The organism is Streptomyces sp. NPDC045026 (assembly GCF_056432625.1).
In genome coordinates, this window is record NZ_JBWKIS010000030.1 from 1 (window position 1) to 20682 (window position 20682).

Annotated in this window: 18 protein-coding genes and 1 pseudogene; 15 read left to right on the forward strand and 4 right to left on the reverse strand. The window is 71.4% G+C overall.

What is annotated here, in order from left to right:
• The 4 genes and pseudogenes from AC07EJ_RS38355 to AC07EJ_RS38370 all read right to left on the reverse strand — a co-directional run.
• Nucleotides 1-194: pseudogene (locus tag AC07EJ_RS38355) on the reverse strand (2-oxoacid:acceptor oxidoreductase subunit alpha); the annotation flags it as partial.
• Between the two features lie 287 nt (nucleotides 195-481).
• Nucleotides 482-1141 (reverse strand): LuxR C-terminal-related transcriptional regulator, encoded by a 660-nt coding sequence (locus AC07EJ_RS38360; RefSeq protein WP_389490137.1) that lies wholly within the window; start codon nucleotides 1139-1141, stop codon nucleotides 482-484.
• Between the two features lie 259 nt (nucleotides 1142-1400).
• Nucleotides 1401-2750, reverse strand: coding sequence for a sensor histidine kinase (locus tag AC07EJ_RS38365; RefSeq protein ID WP_478885986.1), 1350 nt, complete (start codon nucleotides 2748-2750; stop codon nucleotides 1401-1403).
• A 132-nt stretch (nucleotides 2751-2882) separates the two neighbouring features.
• A complete protein-coding gene (locus AC07EJ_RS38370) occupies nucleotides 2883-4061 on the reverse strand; it encodes a sensor histidine kinase (RefSeq protein ID WP_478885987.1) in 1179 nt (392 codons plus the stop codon).
• Between the two features lie 179 nt (nucleotides 4062-4240).
• Between AC07EJ_RS38370 and AC07EJ_RS38375 the strand changes: the two genes are divergently transcribed.
• From AC07EJ_RS38375 to AC07EJ_RS38445, 15 genes are all read left to right on the forward strand, one after another.
• Nucleotides 4241-4618 carry an NADH-quinone oxidoreductase subunit A gene (locus AC07EJ_RS38375; protein ID WP_362904443.1) on the forward strand — a complete coding sequence of 126 codons (378 nt, stop codon included), beginning with the start codon at nucleotides 4241-4243 and terminating at the stop codon, nucleotides 4616-4618.
• Complete coding sequence (locus AC07EJ_RS38380) at nucleotides 4609-5241, forward strand: NADH-quinone oxidoreductase subunit B (protein WP_389490129.1); 633 nt, start codon at nucleotides 4609-4611, stop codon at nucleotides 5239-5241. Before AC07EJ_RS38375 ends, AC07EJ_RS38380 begins: the two co-directional genes overlap by 10 nt.
• Complete coding sequence (locus AC07EJ_RS38385; protein ID WP_478885988.1) at nucleotides 5238-6539, forward strand: NADH-quinone oxidoreductase subunit C; 1302 nt, start codon at nucleotides 5238-5240, stop codon at nucleotides 6537-6539. The genes AC07EJ_RS38380 and AC07EJ_RS38385 overlap by 4 nt, the downstream gene beginning before the upstream one ends.
• Complete coding sequence (locus AC07EJ_RS38390) at nucleotides 6536-7504, forward strand: complex I subunit 1/NuoH family protein (protein ID WP_389490124.1); 969 nt, start codon at nucleotides 6536-6538, stop codon at nucleotides 7502-7504. Before AC07EJ_RS38385 ends, AC07EJ_RS38390 begins: the two co-directional genes overlap by 4 nt.
• Complete coding sequence (locus tag AC07EJ_RS38395; RefSeq protein WP_389490122.1) at nucleotides 7504-8136, forward strand: NuoI/complex I 23 kDa subunit family protein; 633 nt, start codon at nucleotides 7504-7506, stop codon at nucleotides 8134-8136. The genes AC07EJ_RS38390 and AC07EJ_RS38395 overlap by 1 nt, the downstream gene beginning before the upstream one ends.
• Complete coding sequence (locus AC07EJ_RS38400) at nucleotides 8133-8732, forward strand: NADH-quinone oxidoreductase subunit J family protein (RefSeq protein WP_389490120.1); 600 nt, start codon at nucleotides 8133-8135, stop codon at nucleotides 8730-8732. Before AC07EJ_RS38395 ends, AC07EJ_RS38400 begins: the two co-directional genes overlap by 4 nt.
• Nucleotides 8732-9148, forward strand: coding sequence for an NADH-quinone oxidoreductase subunit NuoK (gene nuoK / locus AC07EJ_RS38405; protein WP_389490118.1), 417 nt, complete (start codon nucleotides 8732-8734; stop codon nucleotides 9146-9148). The genes AC07EJ_RS38400 and nuoK overlap by 1 nt, the downstream gene beginning before the upstream one ends.
• Nucleotides 9145-11139, forward strand: a complete 1995-nt coding sequence (locus tag AC07EJ_RS38410; protein ID WP_478885989.1) for an NADH-quinone oxidoreductase subunit 5 family protein — start codon at nucleotides 9145-9147, stop codon at nucleotides 11137-11139. Before nuoK ends, AC07EJ_RS38410 begins: the two co-directional genes overlap by 4 nt.
• 6 nt (nucleotides 11140-11145) lie before the next feature.
• Nucleotides 11146-12720, forward strand: coding sequence for a complex I subunit 4 family protein (locus AC07EJ_RS38415; protein WP_389490115.1), 1575 nt, complete (start codon nucleotides 11146-11148; stop codon nucleotides 12718-12720).
• Entirely contained in the window at nucleotides 12717-14264 is a 1548-nt protein-coding gene (locus AC07EJ_RS38420; RefSeq protein WP_389490112.1) for an NADH-quinone oxidoreductase subunit N, read from the forward strand. The genes AC07EJ_RS38415 and AC07EJ_RS38420 overlap by 4 nt, the downstream gene beginning before the upstream one ends.
• Before the next feature lie 48 nt (nucleotides 14265-14312).
• On the forward strand, nucleotides 14313-14768 hold the full coding sequence (locus AC07EJ_RS38425) for an MscL family protein (RefSeq protein ID WP_389490111.1): 456 nt from the start codon (nucleotides 14313-14315) through the stop codon (nucleotides 14766-14768).
• Between the two features lie 176 nt (nucleotides 14769-14944).
• The gene (htpX, locus tag AC07EJ_RS38430) at nucleotides 14945-15808 is read left to right on the forward strand and encodes a zinc metalloprotease HtpX (protein ID WP_478885990.1); all 864 of its coding nucleotides are present in this window, start codon (nucleotides 14945-14947) and stop codon (nucleotides 15806-15808) included.
• Nucleotides 15805-16197: a YccF domain-containing protein gene (locus tag AC07EJ_RS38435; RefSeq protein WP_389490106.1), complete on the forward strand. Its 393-nt coding sequence runs from the start codon at nucleotides 15805-15807 to the stop codon at nucleotides 16195-16197. Before htpX ends, AC07EJ_RS38435 begins: the two co-directional genes overlap by 4 nt.
• A 261-nt stretch (nucleotides 16198-16458) precedes the next feature.
• Nucleotides 16459-19416 (forward strand): AAA family ATPase, encoded by a 2958-nt coding sequence (locus AC07EJ_RS38440; RefSeq protein WP_478885991.1) that lies wholly within the window; start codon nucleotides 16459-16461, stop codon nucleotides 19414-19416.
• Nucleotides 19394-20680 (forward strand): serine/threonine-protein kinase, encoded by a 1287-nt coding sequence (locus AC07EJ_RS38445; RefSeq protein WP_389490102.1) that lies wholly within the window; start codon nucleotides 19394-19396, stop codon nucleotides 20678-20680. Before AC07EJ_RS38440 ends, AC07EJ_RS38445 begins: the two co-directional genes overlap by 23 nt.
• The last annotated feature ends 2 nt before the right edge of the window (nucleotides 20681-20682 follow it).

Genomic DNA, 20682 nt, shown 5'->3' on the forward strand with positions numbered 1-20682 from the left:
AGATCGTTCCCGAACGACGCCGTCTCCGAGGTGAACCGGTCACCCGTCAGCTGCATCCCGTCACCCGAGTCACCCGCAAACCGGATGATGACCCGGTCCAGGCGCTGTACGTCCTTGTCGCCCGCGTGCTTGCGCTGCTCTCCGACCACTGCACCATCGGCCTGCTCGGCCGGGCTACTGACCTGGCTGGTCACTGAACTGGACCTCCCTCGAGGCGGCTCTGCGGGAGTGGCCGGCCGACCGGCCCCTCCATGGCCCACCCTACGTCGGTAAGGGTCGCCTTCCCCGGATGGTTCGCATGATGGACGTGACAATGAGACACCTCAATGACCTTGTTTGTCACGATTTACCCACCCCCGCGGCCCCCCGTTCGAAGACGCGCCCACTCATCCTTTGGTTCTAGGGCCGGTTCGGGTCCGGCCCGGAGCCGCTCCGGAACCGGCCGGCCGATTCCCGCCATATCTGACAGGGTGTCAGGTCGTCACGAGTTCAGGTAGGTGAGCACCGCCAGAACGCGCCGGTGATCCCCGTCACTCGGGGACAGCCCCAGCTTCAGGAAGATATTGCTGACGTGCTTCTCCACCGCGCCGTCGCTCACGACCAGTTGACGCGCGATCGCCGAGTTCGTCCGCCCCTCGGCCATCAGGCCGAGCACCTCACGCTCGCGCGGGGTCAGTCCCGCCAGCACGTCCTGCTTGCGGCTTCGTCCCAGGAGCTGGGCCACCACCTCGGGGTCGAGCGCCGTACCGCCCTGCGCCACCCGCACCACCGCGTCCACGAACTCGCGCACCTCGGCCACCCGGTCCTTGAGCAGATAGCCCACGCCGCGGCTGGAACCGGCCAGCAGCTCGGTCGCGTACTGCTCCTCCACGTACTGCGAAAGGACCAGTACCCCGAGCCCCGGGTGCTGTTTGCGCAGCAGGACTGCGGCGCGCACGCCCTCGTCCGTGTGCGTCGGCGGCATCCGCACGTCGGCGACCACGACGTCCGGCAGCGCGCCCTGCGCGGCCAGGTCGGTGATGGTCTTGACCAGCGCGTCCCCGTCGCCCACGCCCGCCACCACGTCGTGCCCGCGGTCGGTCAGCAACCGGGTCAGGCCCTCCCTGAGCAGCACTGAATCCTCGGCGATGACCACTCGCACTCTGTCCTCCACGATTCTCGGCCCCCCACAGCCCGTCCCACCCGTTCAACAGCCATCAGCTTCAACAGCCATCAGCTTCAACAGCCATCAGCTTCAACAGCCATCAGCTTCAACAGCCATCAGCATCCCAGTATCCGGACAGTCCCGGGCCGCGGTGGCGGGATTGGCCGGGAAGCGGGATCGGCAGAAGGGATGCCAGGCGGACGCGCGTGTGCGGTGCACCCCCGGAAGGGTGCACCGCACACGCGCGAGCTGGTCGTCAGGCGCGCCGCCAGGGCAGTTCCGCCGTGATCCGGGTCGGGCCCGTCGCCGGAGAGTCCACCAGGAGGATCCCGTCGACGGCGTCGAGCCGCTCGGCGAGCCCCGCGAGGCCGGAGCCGGCGAGGGCGTCCGCGCCGCCCACGCCGTTGTCCGTCACCTGGAGCATCAGCCGGTTCTCGACCCGCCACACGTCGACCGTGGCGCGGGTCGCCCGGCTGTGCTTGCTGACGTTCTGCAGGAGCTCGCTGACCGTGAAGTAGGCGATGCCCTCGATGGCCGGCGCGGGCCGCGCGGGCAGGTCGACCTCGACCTGCACCGGGACCGTGCAGCGGGAGGCCACGGAGGACAGGGCCGCGTCCAGGCCGCGGTCGGTCAGGATGGCCGGGTGGATGCCGCGGGCCAGGTCCCGCAGCTCCTGGAGCGCCGTCTTCACCTCGCCGTGCGCCTCGTCGACCATGGCGGCAGCGGCGTCTGGGTCCTCCAGGAGCTTCTCCTTGGCGAGACCCAGGCCCATCGCGAGGTTGACCAGGCGGGCCTGCGCGCCGTCGTGCAGGTCGCGCTCGATGCGCCGCAGGTCGGCGGCGGCCGTGTCGACGACGACGCCGCGGTCCGACTCCAGCTCCACGACGCGCGTGGCGAGCCGCGAGGGGCTGAGCAGCCCGCTCACCAGGGCACGGTCCACGGAGGCCAGCGCCCTGATGATCCACGGTGCCGCGAGCGTGACCAGCAGGCCGACCGCCGCGGTGACCGTGATCTCGAAGGGGTTGTCCAGGTACACGTTGTGCGCGCCGTCGCCGTACAGCTGGATGCCGCCCTGGCCCGCGTACATGGGCAAGACCCACTGCCACAGCGGATACGTGAGCAGGGACCAGCCCACCGTCCAGAAGACCAGTGCCACGTTGAACGCGAAGACCGCCCACGGGAAGTGCACGACCGCGTACAGCAGGTTGCGCCACGACTCGCCGCTCTTGAGGACGGCGCCCATCCACGCCATCGGGCCTTGGGCGCGGGGCCGCAGCGGAGCCGGCGCGCCGACGTCGATGCCGAGGAGCGCGTGCGCCCTCGCCCGCTCCATCGCGGCGAACCCGCGCGCCCCGGCGAGCGCGCCCGCCAGCACGGGGATGCCGAGGAACGTGATCAGCAGGCCGGCGCCGAGCGACACCATCGTCACCGCGTACACGAACGTGATGATGCTGACCGGGAGGCTCAGGAGCAGGTAGCCGAACTCGCGGAACGTACGGGCCTCGAACGGCGCGCGCAGCCCGGCCGGGAGACGGTGGCGCCGCTCCCAGGCCACCGCGTCGTCGCGGTAGCCGTGTCCCTGTCCGTGCTGCGTGGGCGTGGTCATCGGTGGGGTCCGTCCGTTCTGCTCGTCCGCCTGGTACTTCCAGATTCCCCGCGGCGGCGCCTCGCGGCCATGGAGCCGGTCGGCGTCTTGGACCGGGGGTTTTCCCTACCACCGGGCCAAGACGCCGTGTGCTCACGCGGGCGTGCGGTCGCGCCAGGGCAGCTCGGCGGTCACCGTCGTCGGGCCGCCCTCCGGCGAGTCCACGACGAACAGGCCGTCCACCGCGCCGAGCCGGTCCGCGAGGCCCGACATGCCCGTGCCCTTGTCGAGGCTCGCGCCGCCGCGTCCGTCGTCCTGTACCTGGATCAGCAGCCGGTCCGCGGAACGCCACACGTCGACCGACGCCGACCGCGCACCACTGTGCTTGCTGACGTTCTGGAGCAGCTCGGACACCGTGAAGTACGCGATGCCCTCGATCGCCGCGGCGGGCCGCTGCGGCAGGTCCGCCGTCACCTTCACCGGGACCGTGCAGCGGGAGGCCACGGAGGACAGGGCCGCGTCCAGGCCGCGGTCGGTCAGGACGGCCGGGTGGATGCCGCGGGCCAGGTCCCGCAGCTCCTGAAGGGCCAGCTTCACCTCGCCGTGCGCCTCGTCGACCATGGCGGCAGCGGCGTCTGGGTCCTCCAGGAGCTTCTCCTTCGCGAGGCCGAGGCCCATCGCGAGGTTGACCAGGCGGGCCTGCGCGCCGTCGTGCAGGTCGCGCTCGATGCGCCGCAGGTCGGCGGCGGCCGTGTCGACGACGACGCCCCGGTCCGACTCCAGCTCGGCGATCCGCCGCTCCAGCTCGTCCGACGGGGACAGGAGCGCCCGCGCCATCGCCCTGTCCGCGTTGGCCAGGCCCCGCACGATGAACGGAAGCACCGGCCACAGCACGAAGAGCCCGGTCAGCGTGATGGCGAACGTGAGCACACCCCACGGCAGCCGTATGAACTCGTACAGCACCGTCCGCCAGCCCACCGGGTCCTTCAGGCCGGACCACAGCCGGCCGAAGAAGCCGTTCTCGCTGCTGCGCGGCAGCGGGCTCGGCTCCTCGATCGTCAGCCCGAGCAGCGCGCGGGCCCGTGCCCGCTCACCCTTCCCGAGGAGGCGCGCACCGAGCAGACCGGCGGCGAGCACCGGCAGACCGATCACCGTCACGGCCAGGCCGACGCCGGTGGCCACCATCGTCACGACATAGACGAAGCCGAGCACGGCGACCGGCAGATTGCTGAGGAGATACGCGATCTCCTTCCAGGTGTGCCGGTCGAAGGCGAGGCGCGGGGCCGGCGGACGGTCCACGTCCGGCTCTGGGGTGATGATGCGAGCGGTCATATGCGACAGCGTGCCCGGCCGGGCGCCGGGGCGCCATGAGGCGGGCTGCCGGACCTGACGGGGGATAACCCCACCTCAACCCTGGACGCCTGCTTACCGTCTCTTTAACAGGCCCTAGACTCCCGTGCGTACAGATCGTCGAACACCACGAGCGAGGGGCGGACGTGCCGGAACCGACCATGGTCGCCGCGGACTACTTCCAGTCGTACTCCGTCGTCGGCGTGCTCGCCGTCGTGGGCGTCCTCTTCGTGGCCGTCGCCTTCGGCGCGGGACGGCTGCTGCGGCCCGTGGTGCCGACCCCCGAGAAACTCCTGACGTACGAGTGCGGCGTCGACCCCGTCGGCGACGGCTGGGCCCACACTCAGGTCCGCTACTACGTCTACGCGTTCCTCTACGTGATCTTCGCCGTCGACTCGATCTTCCTCTTCCCGTGGGCGACCGTTTTCGCCGATCCGCAGTTCGGCGCGGCGACGCTCGTGGAGATGTTCATCTTCCTCGGCTTCCTCGCCGTGGGCCTGCTGTACGCATACAAGAAGGGCGTCCTCACATGGACGTGACCCCCTCGGAGCCCGTGCTCCTGCCGGATCCCGTCGGCCCGAAGAAGCTGGGCGTGCTGTCCCGCCTGGCCCCCGAACCGATGAAGGTGGTCCTCAACTGGGGCCGCCGCTACTCGCTCTGGGTCTTCAACTTCGGCCTGGCCTGCTGCGCCATCGAGTTCATCGCGGCGTCCATGGCGCGGCACGACTTCATCCGCCTCGGCGTCATCCCCTTCGCGCCGGGCCCGCGCCAGGCGGACCTGATGATCGTCTCCGGCACGGTCACGGACAAGATGGCCCCGGCCGTGAAGCGCCTCTACGAGCAGATGCCCGAGCCCAAGTACGTCATCTCGTTCGGCGCCTGCTCGAACTGCGGAGGCCCGTACTGGGACTCGTACTCGGTCACCAAGGGTGTCGACCAGATCATTCCGGTCGATGTGTACGTGCCCGGGTGCCCGCCCCGGCCGGAGGCACTGCTCCAGGGGATCCTGAAGCTTCAGGAGAAGATCGCGCGCGAGTCGCTGGGCGAGCGGTACGCGTCCGCCGACGCGGCGGCCGGGCGGCCTTCGGCGGCCGCCCTCAGCAGCGGCCTCGTGAAGCCCCCGGTCCCCGCGGCCGGCAACTCCGGGGAGGGCGAGCGGTGACCGGCTGGCTGCCCCGCCCCGTCGAGGAGCTCTTCGGCCCGGACGCCACGGCCGAGGAGTCGTACGAGGTCCTCACCGTCGACGTTCCCGCGGACACCTGGACCGCCGCCCTCGAAACGGCCCGCGCCACGCTGGGCTGCACCTACTTCGACTGGCTGAGCGCGGTCGACGAGCCCGGCACGGGATTCCGCGTCTGCGCGCACGTCGTCGCCCTGTCTCCCGTGCGTCGGCTGCTCCTGCGCACCACCGTCCCGCACGACGCCCCCGTCCTGGCCACCGCGGTCGACGTGTACGCGGGTGCGGGCTGGCACGAGCGCGAGACGCACGAAATGTTCGGCGTCCACTTCGAGGGCCACCCGCACCTGGTGCCGCTCCTCCTTCCCGACAGCTTCGAGGGCCACCCCCTGCGCAAGGACTTCGTACTCGCGGCGCGCGTCGTGAAGGCGTGGCCGGGGGCCAAGGAGCCGGGGGAGGCTGCGGCGGGTGCGGGACACGGTGGGCCGAAGCGACGGCAGATGCTGCCGCCTGGTGTTCCGGATCCGAACGAGTGGGGCCCGCTGAAGGGCCAGCTTCCGCCCGCCCCGGCCCGCCCGGCCCGTGGCGCGGGCCGCGCGGCGGGCGACCGTCCGGCGCGGCGGACGCGCACGGCGGGGGAGGGGTCGGCCAGCCAGGCGGGTCCGGCGGGAACGGACGCGGCGGCGGGTCCGGCGGGAACGGATGCGGCGGCGGGTCCGGCGGGAACGGATGCGGCGGCGGGTCCGGCGGGAACGGATGCGGCGGCGGCCGCGCCGCCGAGGCGTTCGCGGAGTGCGTCGCAGGGGTCGACTTCACAGACGCCGGCGACTCCTGAGACGCCGGCAACCCCTGAGGCACCTGCAACCCCTGAGGCACCTGCAACTCCGGGGGCCCCTGCGGCGCCTGAGACACCTGCCGCGCCCAAGCCGGACGCCGCGGGCAAGCCCGGCGACACCGGCGACGCGCCCTGGCACCACGCCCGCCCGGCCTTCGACGAGCCGAAACCGGCCGCGCCGGAGGAGCCCACGCCTGAGGCACCGGACTCCCCTGAGGCACCGGCCACCCCGGAGGCACCGGCCACCCCGGAGACGGCACCGGAGGCACCGGACTCCCCGGAGGTACCGGCCACCCCGGAGACGGCACCGGAGGCACCGGACTCCCCGGAGGTACCGGCCACCCCGGAGACGGCACCGGAGGCACCGGCCACCCCCGAAACCCCGGAAGCCGAAGAAACCCCCGACGCCCCCGACGCCCCCGAAACCCCCTCAGGAGGAACGGAGTGAACGACGTGCTCGATGTCGCTCTGCGGCTCATCGTCGTCTTCGTCGCCTTCCTCGTCCTGCCCCTTGTCGTCGGCCAGACCGAGCACAAGGTGATGGCGCACATGCAGGGCCGCCTCGGCCCCATGTACGCGGGCGGTTTCCACGGGTGGGCGCAGCTCGTCGCCGACGGTGTGAAGTTCGCGCAGAAGGAAGACATCGTCCCCGCCGACGCGGACCGCCGCATCTTCCAACTCGCGCCCGCCGTCGCCCTCTTGCCGTACCTCCTCGTCCTGCTGGCCATCCCCGTCGGCCCGAGCGAGGGCGCGGTCGGCCAGGTCGTCGACGCCGGCATCTTCTTCGTGCTCGCCGTCATGGGTGTCGGAGTGCTCGGCTCGCTCATGGCGGGCTGGGCATCGGCCAACAAGTTCTCCCTCCTGGGCGGCCTGCGCACCGCCGCGCAACTCCTCGCCTACGAACTGCCGATGCTGCTCGCCGCCGCCTCGGTCGCGATGGCCGCAGGCACCGTCTCGCTGCCCGGCATCCTCGACGCGTTCGCGTGGTGGTGGGTGCCGTGGCAGATCGTCGGTGCCCTCGTCTTCTTCGTGGCGGGCCTCGCCGAACTCCAGCGCCCGCCCTTCGACATGCCGGTCGCCGACTCCGAGATCATCTTCGGCGCGTACACCGAGTACACCGGCCTTCGCTTCGCCCTGTTCCTGCTCGCCGAGTACGCCGGGATCGTCGTTCTGTGCGGCCTCACCACCGTCCTGTTCCTGGGCGGCTGGCACGGGCCGTGGGGCGGCGACGGCCTCGGCTGGGTCTGGACGCTGCTGAAGACGGCCGTCCTCGCGTTCGTCGTGATCTGGCTGCGTGTCACCTACCCCCGTCTTCGCGAGGACCAGCTCCAGAAGCTCTCCTGGACCCTCCTCGTCCCCCTCGCACTCGCGCAGATCGCGCTCACCGGAATCGTGAAGGTGGCGATCAACTAGTGGCTCCGATCCCAGGCGCAGGTCTCGCCAAGGGCCTCGCCGTCACCCTCCGCACCATGACGCGGAAGACCGTCACCGAGCAGTACCCGGACGTCCAGCCCGAACTGCCGCCCCGCACGCGTGGCGTCATCGGCCTGTTCGAGGAGAACTGCACGGTCTGCATGCTGTGCGCCCGTGAGTGCCCCGACTGGTGCATCTACATCGACTCCCACAAGGAGACGGTGCCGGCCGCCGTCGAGGGCGGCCGCGAGCGCAGCCGCAACGTCCTCGACCGCTTCGCCATCGACTTCGCCCTGTGCATGTACTGCGGTATCTGCATCGAGGTGTGTCCTTTCGACGCGCTGTTCTGGTCCCCGGAGTTCGAGTACGCGGAGACGGACATCCACGAACTCACGCACGAGCGCGACCGCCTGCGCGAGTGGATGTGGACGGTCCCTGCTCCGCCCGCGCTCGACCCGGCGGCCGAGGAACCCAAGGAACTCGCCGCCGCCCGCAAGACCGCCGACAAGCTGGCCGCCGCGGAGGCCGCCGCACAGGCTGCCGCCCTCGAAGAGCCCTCCGGCCCGGAAGCCACCGGCCCTGGAAAGCCCGGCCCCGCAGAGCCCGGCCCCGGACAGGAGGGATCCGCGTGAGCGCCCTCGCAGCGGCCGCCGCCGCGGCCACGCAGACCCGCGGTTTCCTCTCGCCGACCGGCGTCGAGATCGCGTTCCTCCTTGTCGGCCTGGTCACCTTCGGCGCCGCGATCGTCACCGTCACCACCAAGCAGCTGGTGCACGCGGCCCTGTGGCTGGTCGTCGCCCTCGGCGGCCTCGCCGTCGAGTACCTGCTGCTCACGGCCGAGTTCATCGCCTGGGTGCAGGTCCTCATCTACGTCGGCTCCGTCGTCGTCCTCCTCCTGTTCGGACTGATGCTCACGAGGGCGCCCATCGGCCGCTCCCCGGACGCCGACTCGGGCAACCGGTGGGCCGCGCTGACGGTCGCGGTCGCCGCGGCAGCCGCCCTCGTCTGGGTCGTCGTGGACGCCTTCCGTGCGACCTGGGTCGACCTCGACGGTGCTCCTCAGGGCACCACCGAGGTGACCGGATCGATCCTCTTCCAGCACTGGGTGCTGCCCTTCGAGGCCCTCTCGGTCCTGCTGCTCGCGGCCCTCGTCGGCGCGATCGTCCTGTCCCGCAGGACCGCCAAGGCACAGGACATGAACACCAAGGCCCGGGAGGGGAACCGCTGATGCACCTCGCCTACCCCGCCGTCCTCTCCTCCCTGCTCTTCTGCACGGGTCTGTACGGAGTGCTGGCCCGCCGCAACGCGGTCCTGGTCCTGATGTCCGTCGAGCTGATGCTCAACGCCGTCAACCTCAACCTCGTCGCCTTCGACGTCTGGCTCAGCAAGGCGGCCCGCGACACCCTCCACTCCGGTCAGGCGCTGACCCTCTTCACCATCGCCATCGCCGCCGCCGAGATCGGCATCGGCCTGGCGATCGTGCTCGCCGTGTACCGCGGCCGCGGTACCTCCGACATCGACAAGCTCCGCGACACCGCCGAGTCCCCGGACGACGGCGGACCCCACGGCTCGGCACCGGACGGCTCCGCCCCGGACGCCGGCGCCGGGGCCGCGACGGACGAGAAGGCCGAGGCCACCGCGTGACCACCACGACCCTCGCCGTACTCGTCCCCCTCCTCCCGTTCCTCGCTGCCGTGGCGGGACTGCTCCTGGGCCGCACCGCCCCCGGCTTCGTACGGCCCCTCGCCGTACTGCCGACCCTCGCGGCCCTGGCCCTCGCCGTCCTCGTCGCCGTGCGCCAGGCCGGCGGCCCGAGCATCGACGCGGCCACCGAACTCACCCCGACGGGCTCGGTCCCCATCGAGCTCGCCCTGCACATCGACGGCTTCGCCGCGCTCGTCGCCGTCCTGGTCTGCTTCGTCGCGTCGTGCGTGCAGATCTACTCGACGGCCTACCTGCGCGACGACCCGCGCTACGCGTCGTACGCCGCGCTCGTCTCCCTCTTCACCTCCGCGATGCTCCTCGTCGTCTACTCGGGCGACCTGATGGTGCTGCTCGTCGGCTGGGAAGTCATGGGCATCTGCTCGTACTTCCTCGTCGGGCACTACTGGGAGACACCCCAGGCGCGCGCCGCCTCCCTCAAGGCGTTCCTGGTCACCAAGCTCGGCGACGTCCCCTTCCTGATCGGCCTGTTCGCGCTCGCCACCGACGCCGGGTCCTTCCGCATCACCAAGGTGCTCGGTGCCGTCGCGAGCGGCGGCCTCGACCACCCCACGCTGATCGCCCTGCTGCTCCTCGCGGGCGTGGCGGGCAAGTCGGCGCAGTTCCCGCTGCACACCTGGCTGCCCGACGCGATGGCCGGCCCCACGCCGGTCTCCGCGCTGATCCACGCGGCGACGATGGTCGCCGCCGGTGTCTACTTCGTCGCCCGGCTCCTTCCTGTCTTCGCGGCCTCCGGCGCCGCCCTGGTCGTCCTCGCCGTCATGGCCGCCGTCACGATGACCGGCTCGGGGCTCGCCGCCCTCGCGCAGGACGACATCAAGCGTGTCCTCGCGTACTCGACGATCGGCCAGCTCGGCTACATGACCGGCGCCCTCGCCGTCGGCGACCGCGGCGCCGCCGTCTTCCACCTCCTGTCGCACGGTGCCTTCAAGGCGCTGCTGTTCCTCGGGGCCGGTGTGGTCATCCACGCCGCCGGAACGAACTCGCTCGCCGCCATGTCCCGCATGAAGAACCTGCGGGAGCGCGTCCCGGACGCCTACTGGACGATGACCGTGGCGCTCCTCGCGCTCGCCGCGATCCCGCCGTTCAGCGGCTTCTTCTCCAAGGAGGCCGTCCTCGGCTCCGCCGAGCACGCGGCCACCGGCCACGCCGAGGCGATCCCGTCCTCGGCGGGCTGGATCGTCCTCGTGTCCGGCCTCCTCACGGCCCTGCTCACCGCCGCGTACGCCACGCGCCTGTGGCTCCTGGCCTTCCGGGGCCACGGCGCCGAGGCCCCGGACCATGGCAAGCAGCCCGTCGCGATGAACGCCGTCCTGTGGGTCCTGGCGATCCCCTCGCTCGCCTTCGGCCTCACCGTCGGTGTCCTGCCCGGCTGGTTCGACGGGCGCTCGCTGACCCCGACCCTCACCACCTCCGTCCTCGGCACGGGCGTCGCCCTCGTCGGCGGGCTCGTCACCTACGCGGCCTGGCGCCACACCACGGCCCTCGCCGCCGGCGCCCCGCTGGGCGCCGTGGCCGCCCACCCCGACGCGGACGGCGGCCTCGTCGAGGCCGAGGCCATCGCGACCCACACGGCCGCGTACGGGGACATCGCCTACGCTCCCGACCCGGCGGACCCCGGCCGTCTCCTGCTCGGCCCGCTGCACCGCCACGTGGCCACCGGCTTCCACCTGGACGCCGTCTACACGGCCCTGTTCGTCCGGCCCGTCCTGGCCGCGGCCTCACTGGTCCGCTTCCTCGACCGCGAGGTCGTCGAGACCTATGTGCGCGGCGCCGCCGCCGTACCCAACTGGCTGGGCCGGGCCGTCCGCCGCGCCCAGACCGGCAACGTGCAGACCTATCTCAGCGCCCTGCTCGCAGGGACCGTCGTCCTGGCGATCGCCGTCGTCCTCGTCGCCACCGCCGGAGCGTGAGCAGCCGTGATCGATATCAGCGAATCCGTGATGCAGTTCCTTCTCGCACTGATCGTCGTCGGCCCGCTCATCGGCGCCGCCGCCGCTCTTCTCCCCGCCCCGCCCGGACTGAAGGGGAAGTCCCCGGACCAGGCAGTGCTCCGCCACGGCGTGACCGTGACCGGCGTGATCCTCGTCGCCGCGATCGTCCTCGCGCTCGGCTTCGACCATGACCACCCGTCAAAGATGCAGGCCACGACCGATATCAGCTGGATCCCCGCACTCGACGTGCGCATCCACCTCGGCATCGACGGCATCTCGCTCCCCCTCCTGGTCCTGACCGCGCTGCTGACCTTCCTCTGCGCGCTGTACAGCTACTTCAAGATGCCGAAGGGCCCGTCCCCCAAGGCATTTGTCGCGCTGATCCTCGTCCTCGAGTCCGGCACCCTCGCGACCTTCGCCGTGCTCGATCTGCTGCTCTTCTTCCTCGCCTTCGAGATGGTCCTCATCCCGATGTACTTCCTCATCGCCCGCTGGGGCGGTGAGCAACGAACCAGGGCCGCCTGGAAGTTCATCCTCTTCACGCTCCTCGGCTCCGTCGTGATGCTGCTCGGCATCCTCCTCATCGGGCTCAAGTCCGGCACCTTCGACATGGTGGCACTCGCCTCTGACAATGGCCGCGGCCTGAGTACGTCCGTGCAGGTCACCGCCGTTCTGACAATCGGGATCGGGCTCGCGGTCAAGACGCCGATGTGGCCGCTGCACAGCTGGCTGCCGGACGCCCACACCGCCGCGCCCACCGTCGGCTCGGTCCTCCTCGCCGGCGTACTGCTGAAGATGGGCACGTACGGGTTCGTCCGGATCCTGCTGCCGATCACGCCCGACGGCATGCGCACCTTCGCGCCGTACCTCGCCGCGTTCGCCGTCGTCGGGATCATCTACGGGTCCCTGGCCTGCCTCGCCCTCGCGCGGCCCGGCGCCAAGGGCGACCTCAAGCGCCTCATCGCGTACTCGTCCGTCGGGCACATGGGCTTCGTCCTGCTCGGCATCTCGACGATGTCCCCGACCGGCGTCAACGGCGCCCTCTTCGCGAACATCGCCCACGGCCTCATCACCGGCCTGCTGTTCTTCCTCGTCGGCGCCCTCAAGGACCGCACGGGCAGCTCGGACCTCGACACGTTGGCCCAGCAGGGCGGCATGGCGCTCTACGGCAAGGCGCCCCGCCTCGGCGGCCTCCTCGCCTTCGCCGCCGTCGCCTCTCTCGGGCTGCCGGGCCTCGCCGGGTTCTGGGGCGAGATGCTCGCCCTGTTCGGGGCGTTCAAGCCGGCCGCCGGCCTGAGCCGCCCCGCGTTCCTCACGTTCATGGCGATCGCGGCGTTCGGCACGCTGCTCACCGCCGCGTACATGCTCGCCGTCGTCCGCCGGGTCTGCATGGGCCCGCACGAGGCCGAGACGCCGAAGCTCGCCGACGTCCAGGGCTACGAGTTCGCCGCCTGGACCCCGCTCGTCGCCCTCACCGTCGTCGGCGGGCTCTGGCCCGCGGCCCTGATCGGCCTCACCGACCCGGCCGTGCAGAAGCTCCTCGCAGGAGGCCTCCAGTGACCGCCGTCGCCGCGCCCTCCGTGGTGTCCCTCGTCCAGTCCGTCGACTGGCTCGCGATCGCGCCGCCCACCATCGCGGCGGTCGTCGCCCTCGTGGTGCTCGTCGCGGACCTGTTCCTCGGTGAGCGCAGGAAGGCGCTGCTCGGCTGGGTCTCCGTCGCGGGCCTCGCCGCCGCCGCGCTCGCGCTGCTGCCGCTCCTGGACGGCGACCGCTCGACCTTCTGCCTCAGGACACTCAAGGGCGAGCAGGCGGCGTGCAGCTACACGGCCGACCACTTCACGCTCGTCATCCAGTTCCTCGTCCTGGCCGGCGCCCTGCTGACCGCGCTGCTGTCCATCACCGGCATCAAGGACGCGAAGAACACGGCAGCCACGGCGCCGCTCCCCGAGGGGGAGTTCTGGTTCCTGCTCCTGTCCTCCGCCGCGGGCGCCGCGCTGCTGCCCGCCTCGCGCGACCTGGCCACCCTCGTCGTCGCCCTGGAAGTGGCGTCCCTGCCGGCGTTCGCCCTCGTCGGCATAAAGCGTGACGACCGGCGCTCCTCCGAGGCGGCCCTGAAGTTCTTCCTGTCCTCGGTCACGGCGACGGCGGTCACCCTCCTGGGCGTCAGCTTCGTCTACGCGACGACGGGCACCCTGCACCTCACGAGGATCGCCACCGCTCTGACGCACGTCGACGGGCAGTTCCACACCCTGGCCCAGGCGGGCGTCGCCCTCACTCTCGTCGGCTTCGCCTTCAAGACCGCCGCCGCGCCCTTCCACTTCTGGGTGCCCGACACCTACGTAGGAGCCCCCCTCCCGATCGCCGCCTACTTGTCGGTGATCGGCAAGGCGGTGGGCTTCTCCGGGATCATCCTCGTCACCGTCGTCGCCTTCCCGTCCTACGCCGACGTGTGGGGCCCTGCCCTCGCCGCCCTTGCCGCGCTCACCATGACCGTGGGCAACGTGGCGGCCCTGCGTCAGCAGGCCACGCGCGCGTACAGCGCGGTACGCCTGCTCGCCTGGTCCTCGGTGGGCCAGGCCGGCTACCTCCTCGTCCCGATCGCCGCGGCCGCCTACTCCAAGGACGCCGACAAGGCCATCGGCTCCACCGTCGCGTACGCCCTCATGTACGCCGCCGTGAACCTCGGGGCCTTCGCGGTGGCCGCCCTCGTCGCCCGCACGAAGCCCCTGAACCGCATCAGCGACTACCGCGGCCTGTATCAGTCCCGCCCGCTGGCCGCCCTGGTCCTCGGCTTCTTCCTGCTCTGCCTCGCGGGCCTGCCGCCCGGCATCATCGGCCTCTTCGCGAAGGTCACCGTCTTTTCGGCGGCCGTCGACGCGGGCCTCGGCTGGCTCGCCGTCGTCATGGCCGTCAACGTCGTGATCGCCCTCTACTACTACCTTCAGTGGACGGCGACCCTGTTCCGCTCCGCGGAGGGCGAGCAGGCGGTACAGCGGATTCCGGCTCCGCTCACCGCGGCGATCGGGCTCACCGCCGTCATCGGGGTCGCCCTGTCGGGCGCACCTCAGATGGTTCTCCGTTTTGCCTCGACGGGCCTCTTCTAGGCACCCTCGTACCGACCCCCCGACGTCGTACACCAGGGAGACACTGCCGTGCTGAGCGGGTTCAAGGACTTCATCCTTCGCGGGAACATCGTGACCATGGCGATCGGCCTCGCCGTCGGTTCCGCCTTCACCGCCGTCGTCACGGGCTTCAGCACGGCGTTCATCGCCCCGCTCATCGGCCTCGCGACGAGTTCGGCCGGCGACTTCAGCAAGGCGCACTTCCAGGTCGAGGGCACGGACTTCCCGTACGGCAAGTTCGTCTCCGCGGCGATCGCCTTCGTGATCACTGCGGCGGTGCTCTACTTCCTCGTCGTCGTCCCGATGATGAAGCTCCAGACCCGCCTCGACCGCGGCAAGCCGGTCGACCTCAAGGCCACCCTGCGCGACTGCCCGCGCTGTTTCAGCCAGATCCCCGCGATCGCCACCCGCTGCTCCCACTGCACCAGCGAGCTCAAGGCCGACCCCGAGGTCCTCGCGCTCGCCGGGCTCCCCGAACAGCGCTGACCCCGGCCGGTGGGGCACCGCCCCACCCGTACGGCCTACACGCGCCCTGTGCGCGCGCAAGGGAACTCGTCCTCCTCGTCTGGCGTTGACCAGTACAGGAGGGTCCACTGGAGCGTGGAAGCACCCAGCACCAGCAAGCAGAGGGTTCCCCTGCCGCACCACATGGAGGGCGTACCGTGCACCGCCGGCACAACGGGCTGAAGACCGCCGTACTCCTCGGCGGACTGTCCGCCCTCATCATCGTCATCGGCAGCTTTTTCGGCCGTACGGGGCTGATCGTGGGCCTCGCCATCGCCCTCGCGACGAACGCGTACGCGTACTGGAACAGCGACAAGCTGGCCCTGCGCGCGATGCGCGCGCGCCCCGTGAGCGAGTTCGAGGCCCCCGCGCTCTACCGCATGGTCCGCGAGCTGTCGACGCAGGCCCGCCAGCCGATGCCCCGCCTGTACATCTCGCCGACGGAAGCCCCCAACGCCTTCGCGACGGGCCGCAATCCGCGCAACGCCGCGGTGTGCTGCACGGAAGGCATCCTGCGGATCCTCGACGAGCGCGAGCTGCGCGGTGTCATCGGGCACGAGCTGAGCCATGTCTACAACCGCGACATCCTGATCTCGTCGGTCGCCGGCGCCCTCGCCTCGGTGATCATGTTCCTGGTCAACTTCGCCTGGCTGATCCCCATCGGCCGCTCCAGCGACGACGACGGGCCCGGCCTGCTCGGCATGCTGATGATCATGATCCTGGGCCCGCTCGCGGCCACGGTCATCCAGCTCGCCATCAGCCGCTCCCGGGAGTACGAGGCGGACGCGTCGGGCGCCCAGCTCACCGGCGACCCGCTGGCACTGGCGAGCGCCCTGCGCAAACTCGACGCGGGGACGAAGCAGTTGCCCCTCCCCCCGGAGCCGCGGATCGAGACCGCAAGTCACATGATGATTGCGAACCCTTTCCGTCCCGGGCAGGGCATGTCCAAGATGTTCTCCACGCATCCGCCGATGGCGGAGCGCATCTCCCGGCTCGAGCAGATGGCAGGTCGTCACCCGTGAAGACAATCCTCAACATCATTTGGCTCGTGCTGAGCGGCTTCTGGCTGTTCCTCGGCTACCTGCTCGCGGGCCTGATCCTCTGCATCACGATCATCGGCATCCCGTTCGGCATCGCGGCGTTCAGGATCGGCGTGTACGCGCTGTGGCCGTTCGGCTATACGACGGTCGAGCGCCAGGACGCGGGCGCCCCGTCCTGTATCGGGAACGTGCTGTGGCTGATCCTGGCCGGCTGGTGGCTCTGCCTCGCCCACATCGTGACGGGCATCGCGCAGTGCATCACGATCATCGGCATCCCCCTGGGCATCGCCAACTTCAAGCTGATCCCGGTCTCCCTGATGCCGCTCGGCCGCGAGATCGTCAAGACGGACCAGCGGTTCGGGGCGCGGTAGCCGGACGGGATCAACTCCGCTGTACGGCCAAAGAGTTGTCCCCACTTTTGCGTAGCAAAGGGACCCCGCGTGCTCCGTGTGGAAGCATGGTCGGTGCACGGGGGAGGTGGGCAGGGCAGGCCCGAAACGTCGTGAAGCCGTGGCCTGCGCGCGAAGATGCAGCACGATTCCGCAGAGAGTGCACAGAGTCCGGACAGTCCCGAAACCGGTTCCAAGAACGGCTCGGGCGGCGGTCCTCGAGGCGGTCCCGAAGGCCGTTCCGTGCGCCTCTTCACGGACGGCTTCCTCGACCCGGACGCCCTCGGGGACGAGCGCACCGCGGCCGTCCTGCTGTCCGCCGCGGAGCGCGCCACCGAGCGGCTGCGCCCCGGCGACATCCTGTACGCGGTGCTCGACGCCCGCGACCTCGCGGTCCTCCCCGCGTTCGAGGGCGCGCTCGCCGAGGGCGCGGCCCCGCACCACCTCCTGGAGACACTCGCCGTCTACGCGCCGCCGGGGAACGGCTACGCGTTCGACGGCGCGCGCGACCACGTGAGCCCCGAACTGGCCGCGGCCTTCGAGGAGTTCGAGGACCGCTGCGTACGGGAAGCGGTGGGGGCGGAGGTCCGCCTGGAGCTCCTGCTGGCCTGCCTGCTGGACGCCCCCTCCGCGGACGAGCGGGACTTCCTGGCCCCGCTCCTCGACCTGCCGCTGGCCGCCGAGGCGCTGCGCAGGCAGGTGGGCGTCCACGCCGACGAGCCGCCCGAGCTGTACGACGACGCGTCCGGCCGGCTGCGCTCCGAGGAGTTCACGAACGACGCCTGGGCGGTCCTGGAGCTCGCCGCCCAGCGCGCCGCCGAGCTCGGCTACGACCGGCTGCTCCCCCCGCACTGTCTGATGGCTCTCCTCGCGGAGACCGAAGGGCCCGCCGAGCGCCTCTTCAGGCTCCAACTGCCGCTCCAGGTCGGCCTGGTGAAGGCATTGGAGATCATCACGCAGGCGTTCCGGATCACCGAGCAGGGCAGCCGGACCGCCCCCCGCCTCGACCGCGACGGGACCGGCGAGTCCCTGCGGGACCTGCTGCACGCGGCGCGCGCGACGGCCGCCCGCTGGGACGCCGAGCAGATCGACACCCCGCACCTGCTCGCGGCCCTCCTGGACAGCCCGCCGCAGCGGCTCGCCTCCGTCCTGTCCGCCGAGCCGCTGCGCCTCGACATGAAGCGACTGCGGGAGAGCGTCCGCGACGTACTGGGTGAGTCCCGGTCGACGGCGCCCCGCGAGGTCCCCTTCCGGCTGCCCGCGTTCCTGCCGCCCTCCGAGGACCTCACCTGGCTCGCCAGGACCGGGGCCATCGGCCCGGCCGCCCACCTCGACGGCTATTTCGAGCCGCTGTGCCGAGCCCTGCACCGTACCGAGAACAACCACGTACTGCTCACCGGCCTGCCCGGCATCGGCACCACCACCCTGCTGCGTGAGCTGGCCCGGCGGGCCGCCGCGGGCGAGATCCCGTTCCTGCGCCGCAAGCGGTTCCTGCGCGTCGACTGCAAGGACGTCGCCGCCGAGCGCAGCGGCGAGCAGCTGACGGCGCTGATCAGCCAGGTCGCGGGCCGCACCGACCTGGTCGTCTGCGTCGACGGCCTGGGTCCCCTGCTGCGCGGCCCGCACGGCGCCGACCACCTGCTGGAGCTGCGCCGCGCCCTGAAGGAACGCAGCATCCACCTCATCGGAGTGCTCGCCGAGCACGACTACGACGACCTGGTCGCCGCCGACCACGTCCTCCAGGAGCTGACCTGCCGCATCGACATGGCAGAGCCGGAGCGGGACGCGGCGCGGGCCATGGTGCGCCTCGCGGCGGACGCGCTGGAGACGGAGTTCACCGGGATCCGGATCGAGCACCACGCGGTGGCCAGGGCCGTGGTCCTGGCGGGCGACTTCGTCCGCCACCAGCGGCTGCCGTTGTCCGCCGTCAAGGTGCTGCGCCGCGCCTGCGAGGACCTCGACTACGCGCGCAGGCAGCACGGCGACGAGCGCAGCGCCGTCACGCTGGACGAGGTGGCCGACGTGGTGTCCGAGCTGTCCGGGATGCCGCGCGAGCAGATCGCCGGCACGGGCGGCGAGCGGGTCGACTACGCCATGGCGCTCGGCGCCGATGTGGTCGGGCAGGACCAGGCGGTCCGGGTGGTCGCGGACGAACTGCGGCGCATCAAGGCGGGCCTCGCGGCGGTCAGTTCGGGACCCGCGTCCGTGCTGCTCTTCGCGGGCCTGACGGGCGTCGGCAAGACCGAGCTGGCCAAGCGGGTCGCCAGTCTCTACTCCGCGTCCAAGCGGCTCCAGACGTACCCCATGGAGAACTTCACCGAGCCGCACAGCGTGTCCGGCATCCTCGGCTCCCCGCCGGGCTACGTGGGGCACGATCGCGGCGGGCGGCTCATCAACGAGCTCAACAGCGACCCGTACTGCGTGTTCCTCCTCGACGAGGCGGAGAAGGCGCACCCCGAGGTGCTGCGGCCCTTCCTCAACCTCTTCGACGAGGGCTGGATCACCGACCAGCGGGGCGTCAAGGCGCACGGTGACCGCGCCATCTTCATCCTCACGACGAACGCCGGGCACGAGATCATCTCGCGTTTCGGCGAAGGCAGTTCGGACGAGGAGATCTCCGCCGCCGTGCGCGCCAAGCTCGCGTCCGAGCGCAGCCGGGACGGCACGCCCGTGTTCACCCCCGAGTTCCTGGCCCGCGTCCGCCGCATCATCGTCTTCCGCCCGCTCGCCGGCGACGCGATGACCGCCATCGGCCGCAAGGTGCTCGACCGGCAGGCGGCCTTCTGGCGCGAGAAGCGGGAGAAGGAGCTGATCGTCCCCGAGGACCTGGTGTGTTACGCGGGTGCGCTCGGCCACCGTCTCAACTCCGAGGCGGGCGGCCGCGAGGGCGGCCGCATCATGGCCAAGGTGCTCTCCGACCTGGTCGAGAACCCCGTTCTCGCGGCGGCCGAGGAGCGGGCCGAGGAGTTCCAGGCGTGCGACCGGATCGTCGTCGAGTTCGTGCCCCCACCGCCGCCGGGCGTGCGTGACGCCCTGTTCTCCGGCCGGGACGAGGCGCCCGACGCATCCCGTACGCGGGTGCGCTTCCTGTCGCCGGAACCGGCGGACGGGGCACAACTGTCCTCTGTGGAAGGCGGGTTGACCAAGTCGGGCGGGAGCGGAGAGGGGGACGCACACGATGAACCAGGCCGCACCGGATGAATCCGATCTGCGCGGACTCGAAGGCCGGGTGGTCGACGGCCGCTACGCACTGAGCGGGTGGATCGGCGGCGGCGGTTTCGGCGCGGTCTTCCGTGCCGACCAGTACATCCTCGGCCATCCCGTGCGCAGCGTGGCCCTCAAGCTCTCCCGGCGCTCGGGCCTGACCGAGGAGAACGCCGCGGAGCTGTTCCAGGACGTCCTGCTGCTCGCCGAGGCGATGGACACCATGGCGGACGCCGAGGCGCGCCGCCATCTCGTGCACGTGTACGACGGCGGCCTCGCCCAGGGCCTCGGGGGCCGCGCGTTCCTCGCCATGGAGTACGTCCCCGGGGCCACTCTCGCCGGACAGTTCGCCGAGATGGGGCGGGTCCCGGCACCGCTCCTGGTCAAGTGGGCGCGGCAGATCTGCGTGGCCCTGCGCGGCCTGCACCGCCTGGACCCGCCGCTTCTGCACCGCGACCTCAAGCCCGACAACGTCCTGCTGGGCAGCGACAACTGGGTCCGGCTCATCGACTTCGGCCTGGCCGCCAGGATGCTGGAACTCGGCCATGTCCCGGGCACGGTCGGCACCCTCCAGTACATGGCGCCGGAGACCGCAGCCGGCTCCAGCGTTCCCGAGTCCGACCTGTACTCGCTGGGCCTCCTGATGTACGAGGGCCTCACCGGACGCCACGCGTACGCCCATCTGACACCGCCGCCCGCCCTGCCCGAGTCGGCGCACGGCGACTGGCTCCAGGAGCAGAAGCGCAACGCGCCGCCCCTACGCCCCTCGGTCCACAACAACCTCGTCCCGCCCGCACTGGACGCCCTCGTGATGCGCCTGCTCGAACTGCGGCCCGCGCAGCGGCTGCGGAGCGCGGAGGACGTGATCGCCGCCCTGGACGTGGCCCTCGACAAGCCGGTCGTCCGGCAGCCGGGCGAGGCCGAGCTGGAGAAGGGGCGGCAGTTGAGGGCGCAGGGCCAGGCCGCGGCCGCCGCGGCCGTGCTGCGCAGGGGCCTCGAACGCAGCCACGTCCCCGACCCGTTACGCCTGGGCCTGCTCACCGAACTGGGGCAGGTCCACGAGTCCACCGGCGATCACCTGGCGGCGGCCCACTCCTGGGCGGACGCCTGTGAACTCGTCCGCGGGCGCGCCCTGATGCCGTCCGGAGCGGACCGCGCCAGGCTCGCCCGCCGAGCGGAGGAGGCGTTCCGCAAGGCCGGTAACCGTTTCCAGGCGGAGCGGTTCGGGCGCCTCGCCCGCGCCGAGCGGAACGGGGGGTGACG

Excerpts from the sequence above, each read along its gene's own strand:
- AC07EJ_RS38365 (WP_478885986.1), bottom strand. The coding sequence starts at position 2,750 with ATGACCACGCCCACGCAGCACGGACAGGGACACGGCTACCGCGACGAC.
- AC07EJ_RS38370 (WP_478885987.1), bottom strand. The coding sequence starts at position 4,061 with ATGACCGCTCGCATCATCACCCCAGAGCCGGACGTGGACCGTCCGCCG.
- AC07EJ_RS38375 (WP_362904443.1), top strand. The coding sequence starts at position 4,241 with ATGGTCGCCGCGGACTACTTCCAGTCGTACTCCGTCGTCGGCGTGCTC.
- AC07EJ_RS38380 (WP_389490129.1), top strand. The coding sequence starts at position 4,609 with ATGGACGTGACCCCCTCGGAGCCCGTGCTCCTGCCGGATCCCGTCGGC.
- nuoK (WP_389490118.1), top strand. The coding sequence starts at position 8,732 with ATGCACCTCGCCTACCCCGCCGTCCTCTCCTCCCTGCTCTTCTGCACG.
- AC07EJ_RS38445 (WP_389490102.1), top strand. The coding sequence starts at position 19,394 with ATGAACCAGGCCGCACCGGATGAATCCGATCTGCGCGGACTCGAAGGC.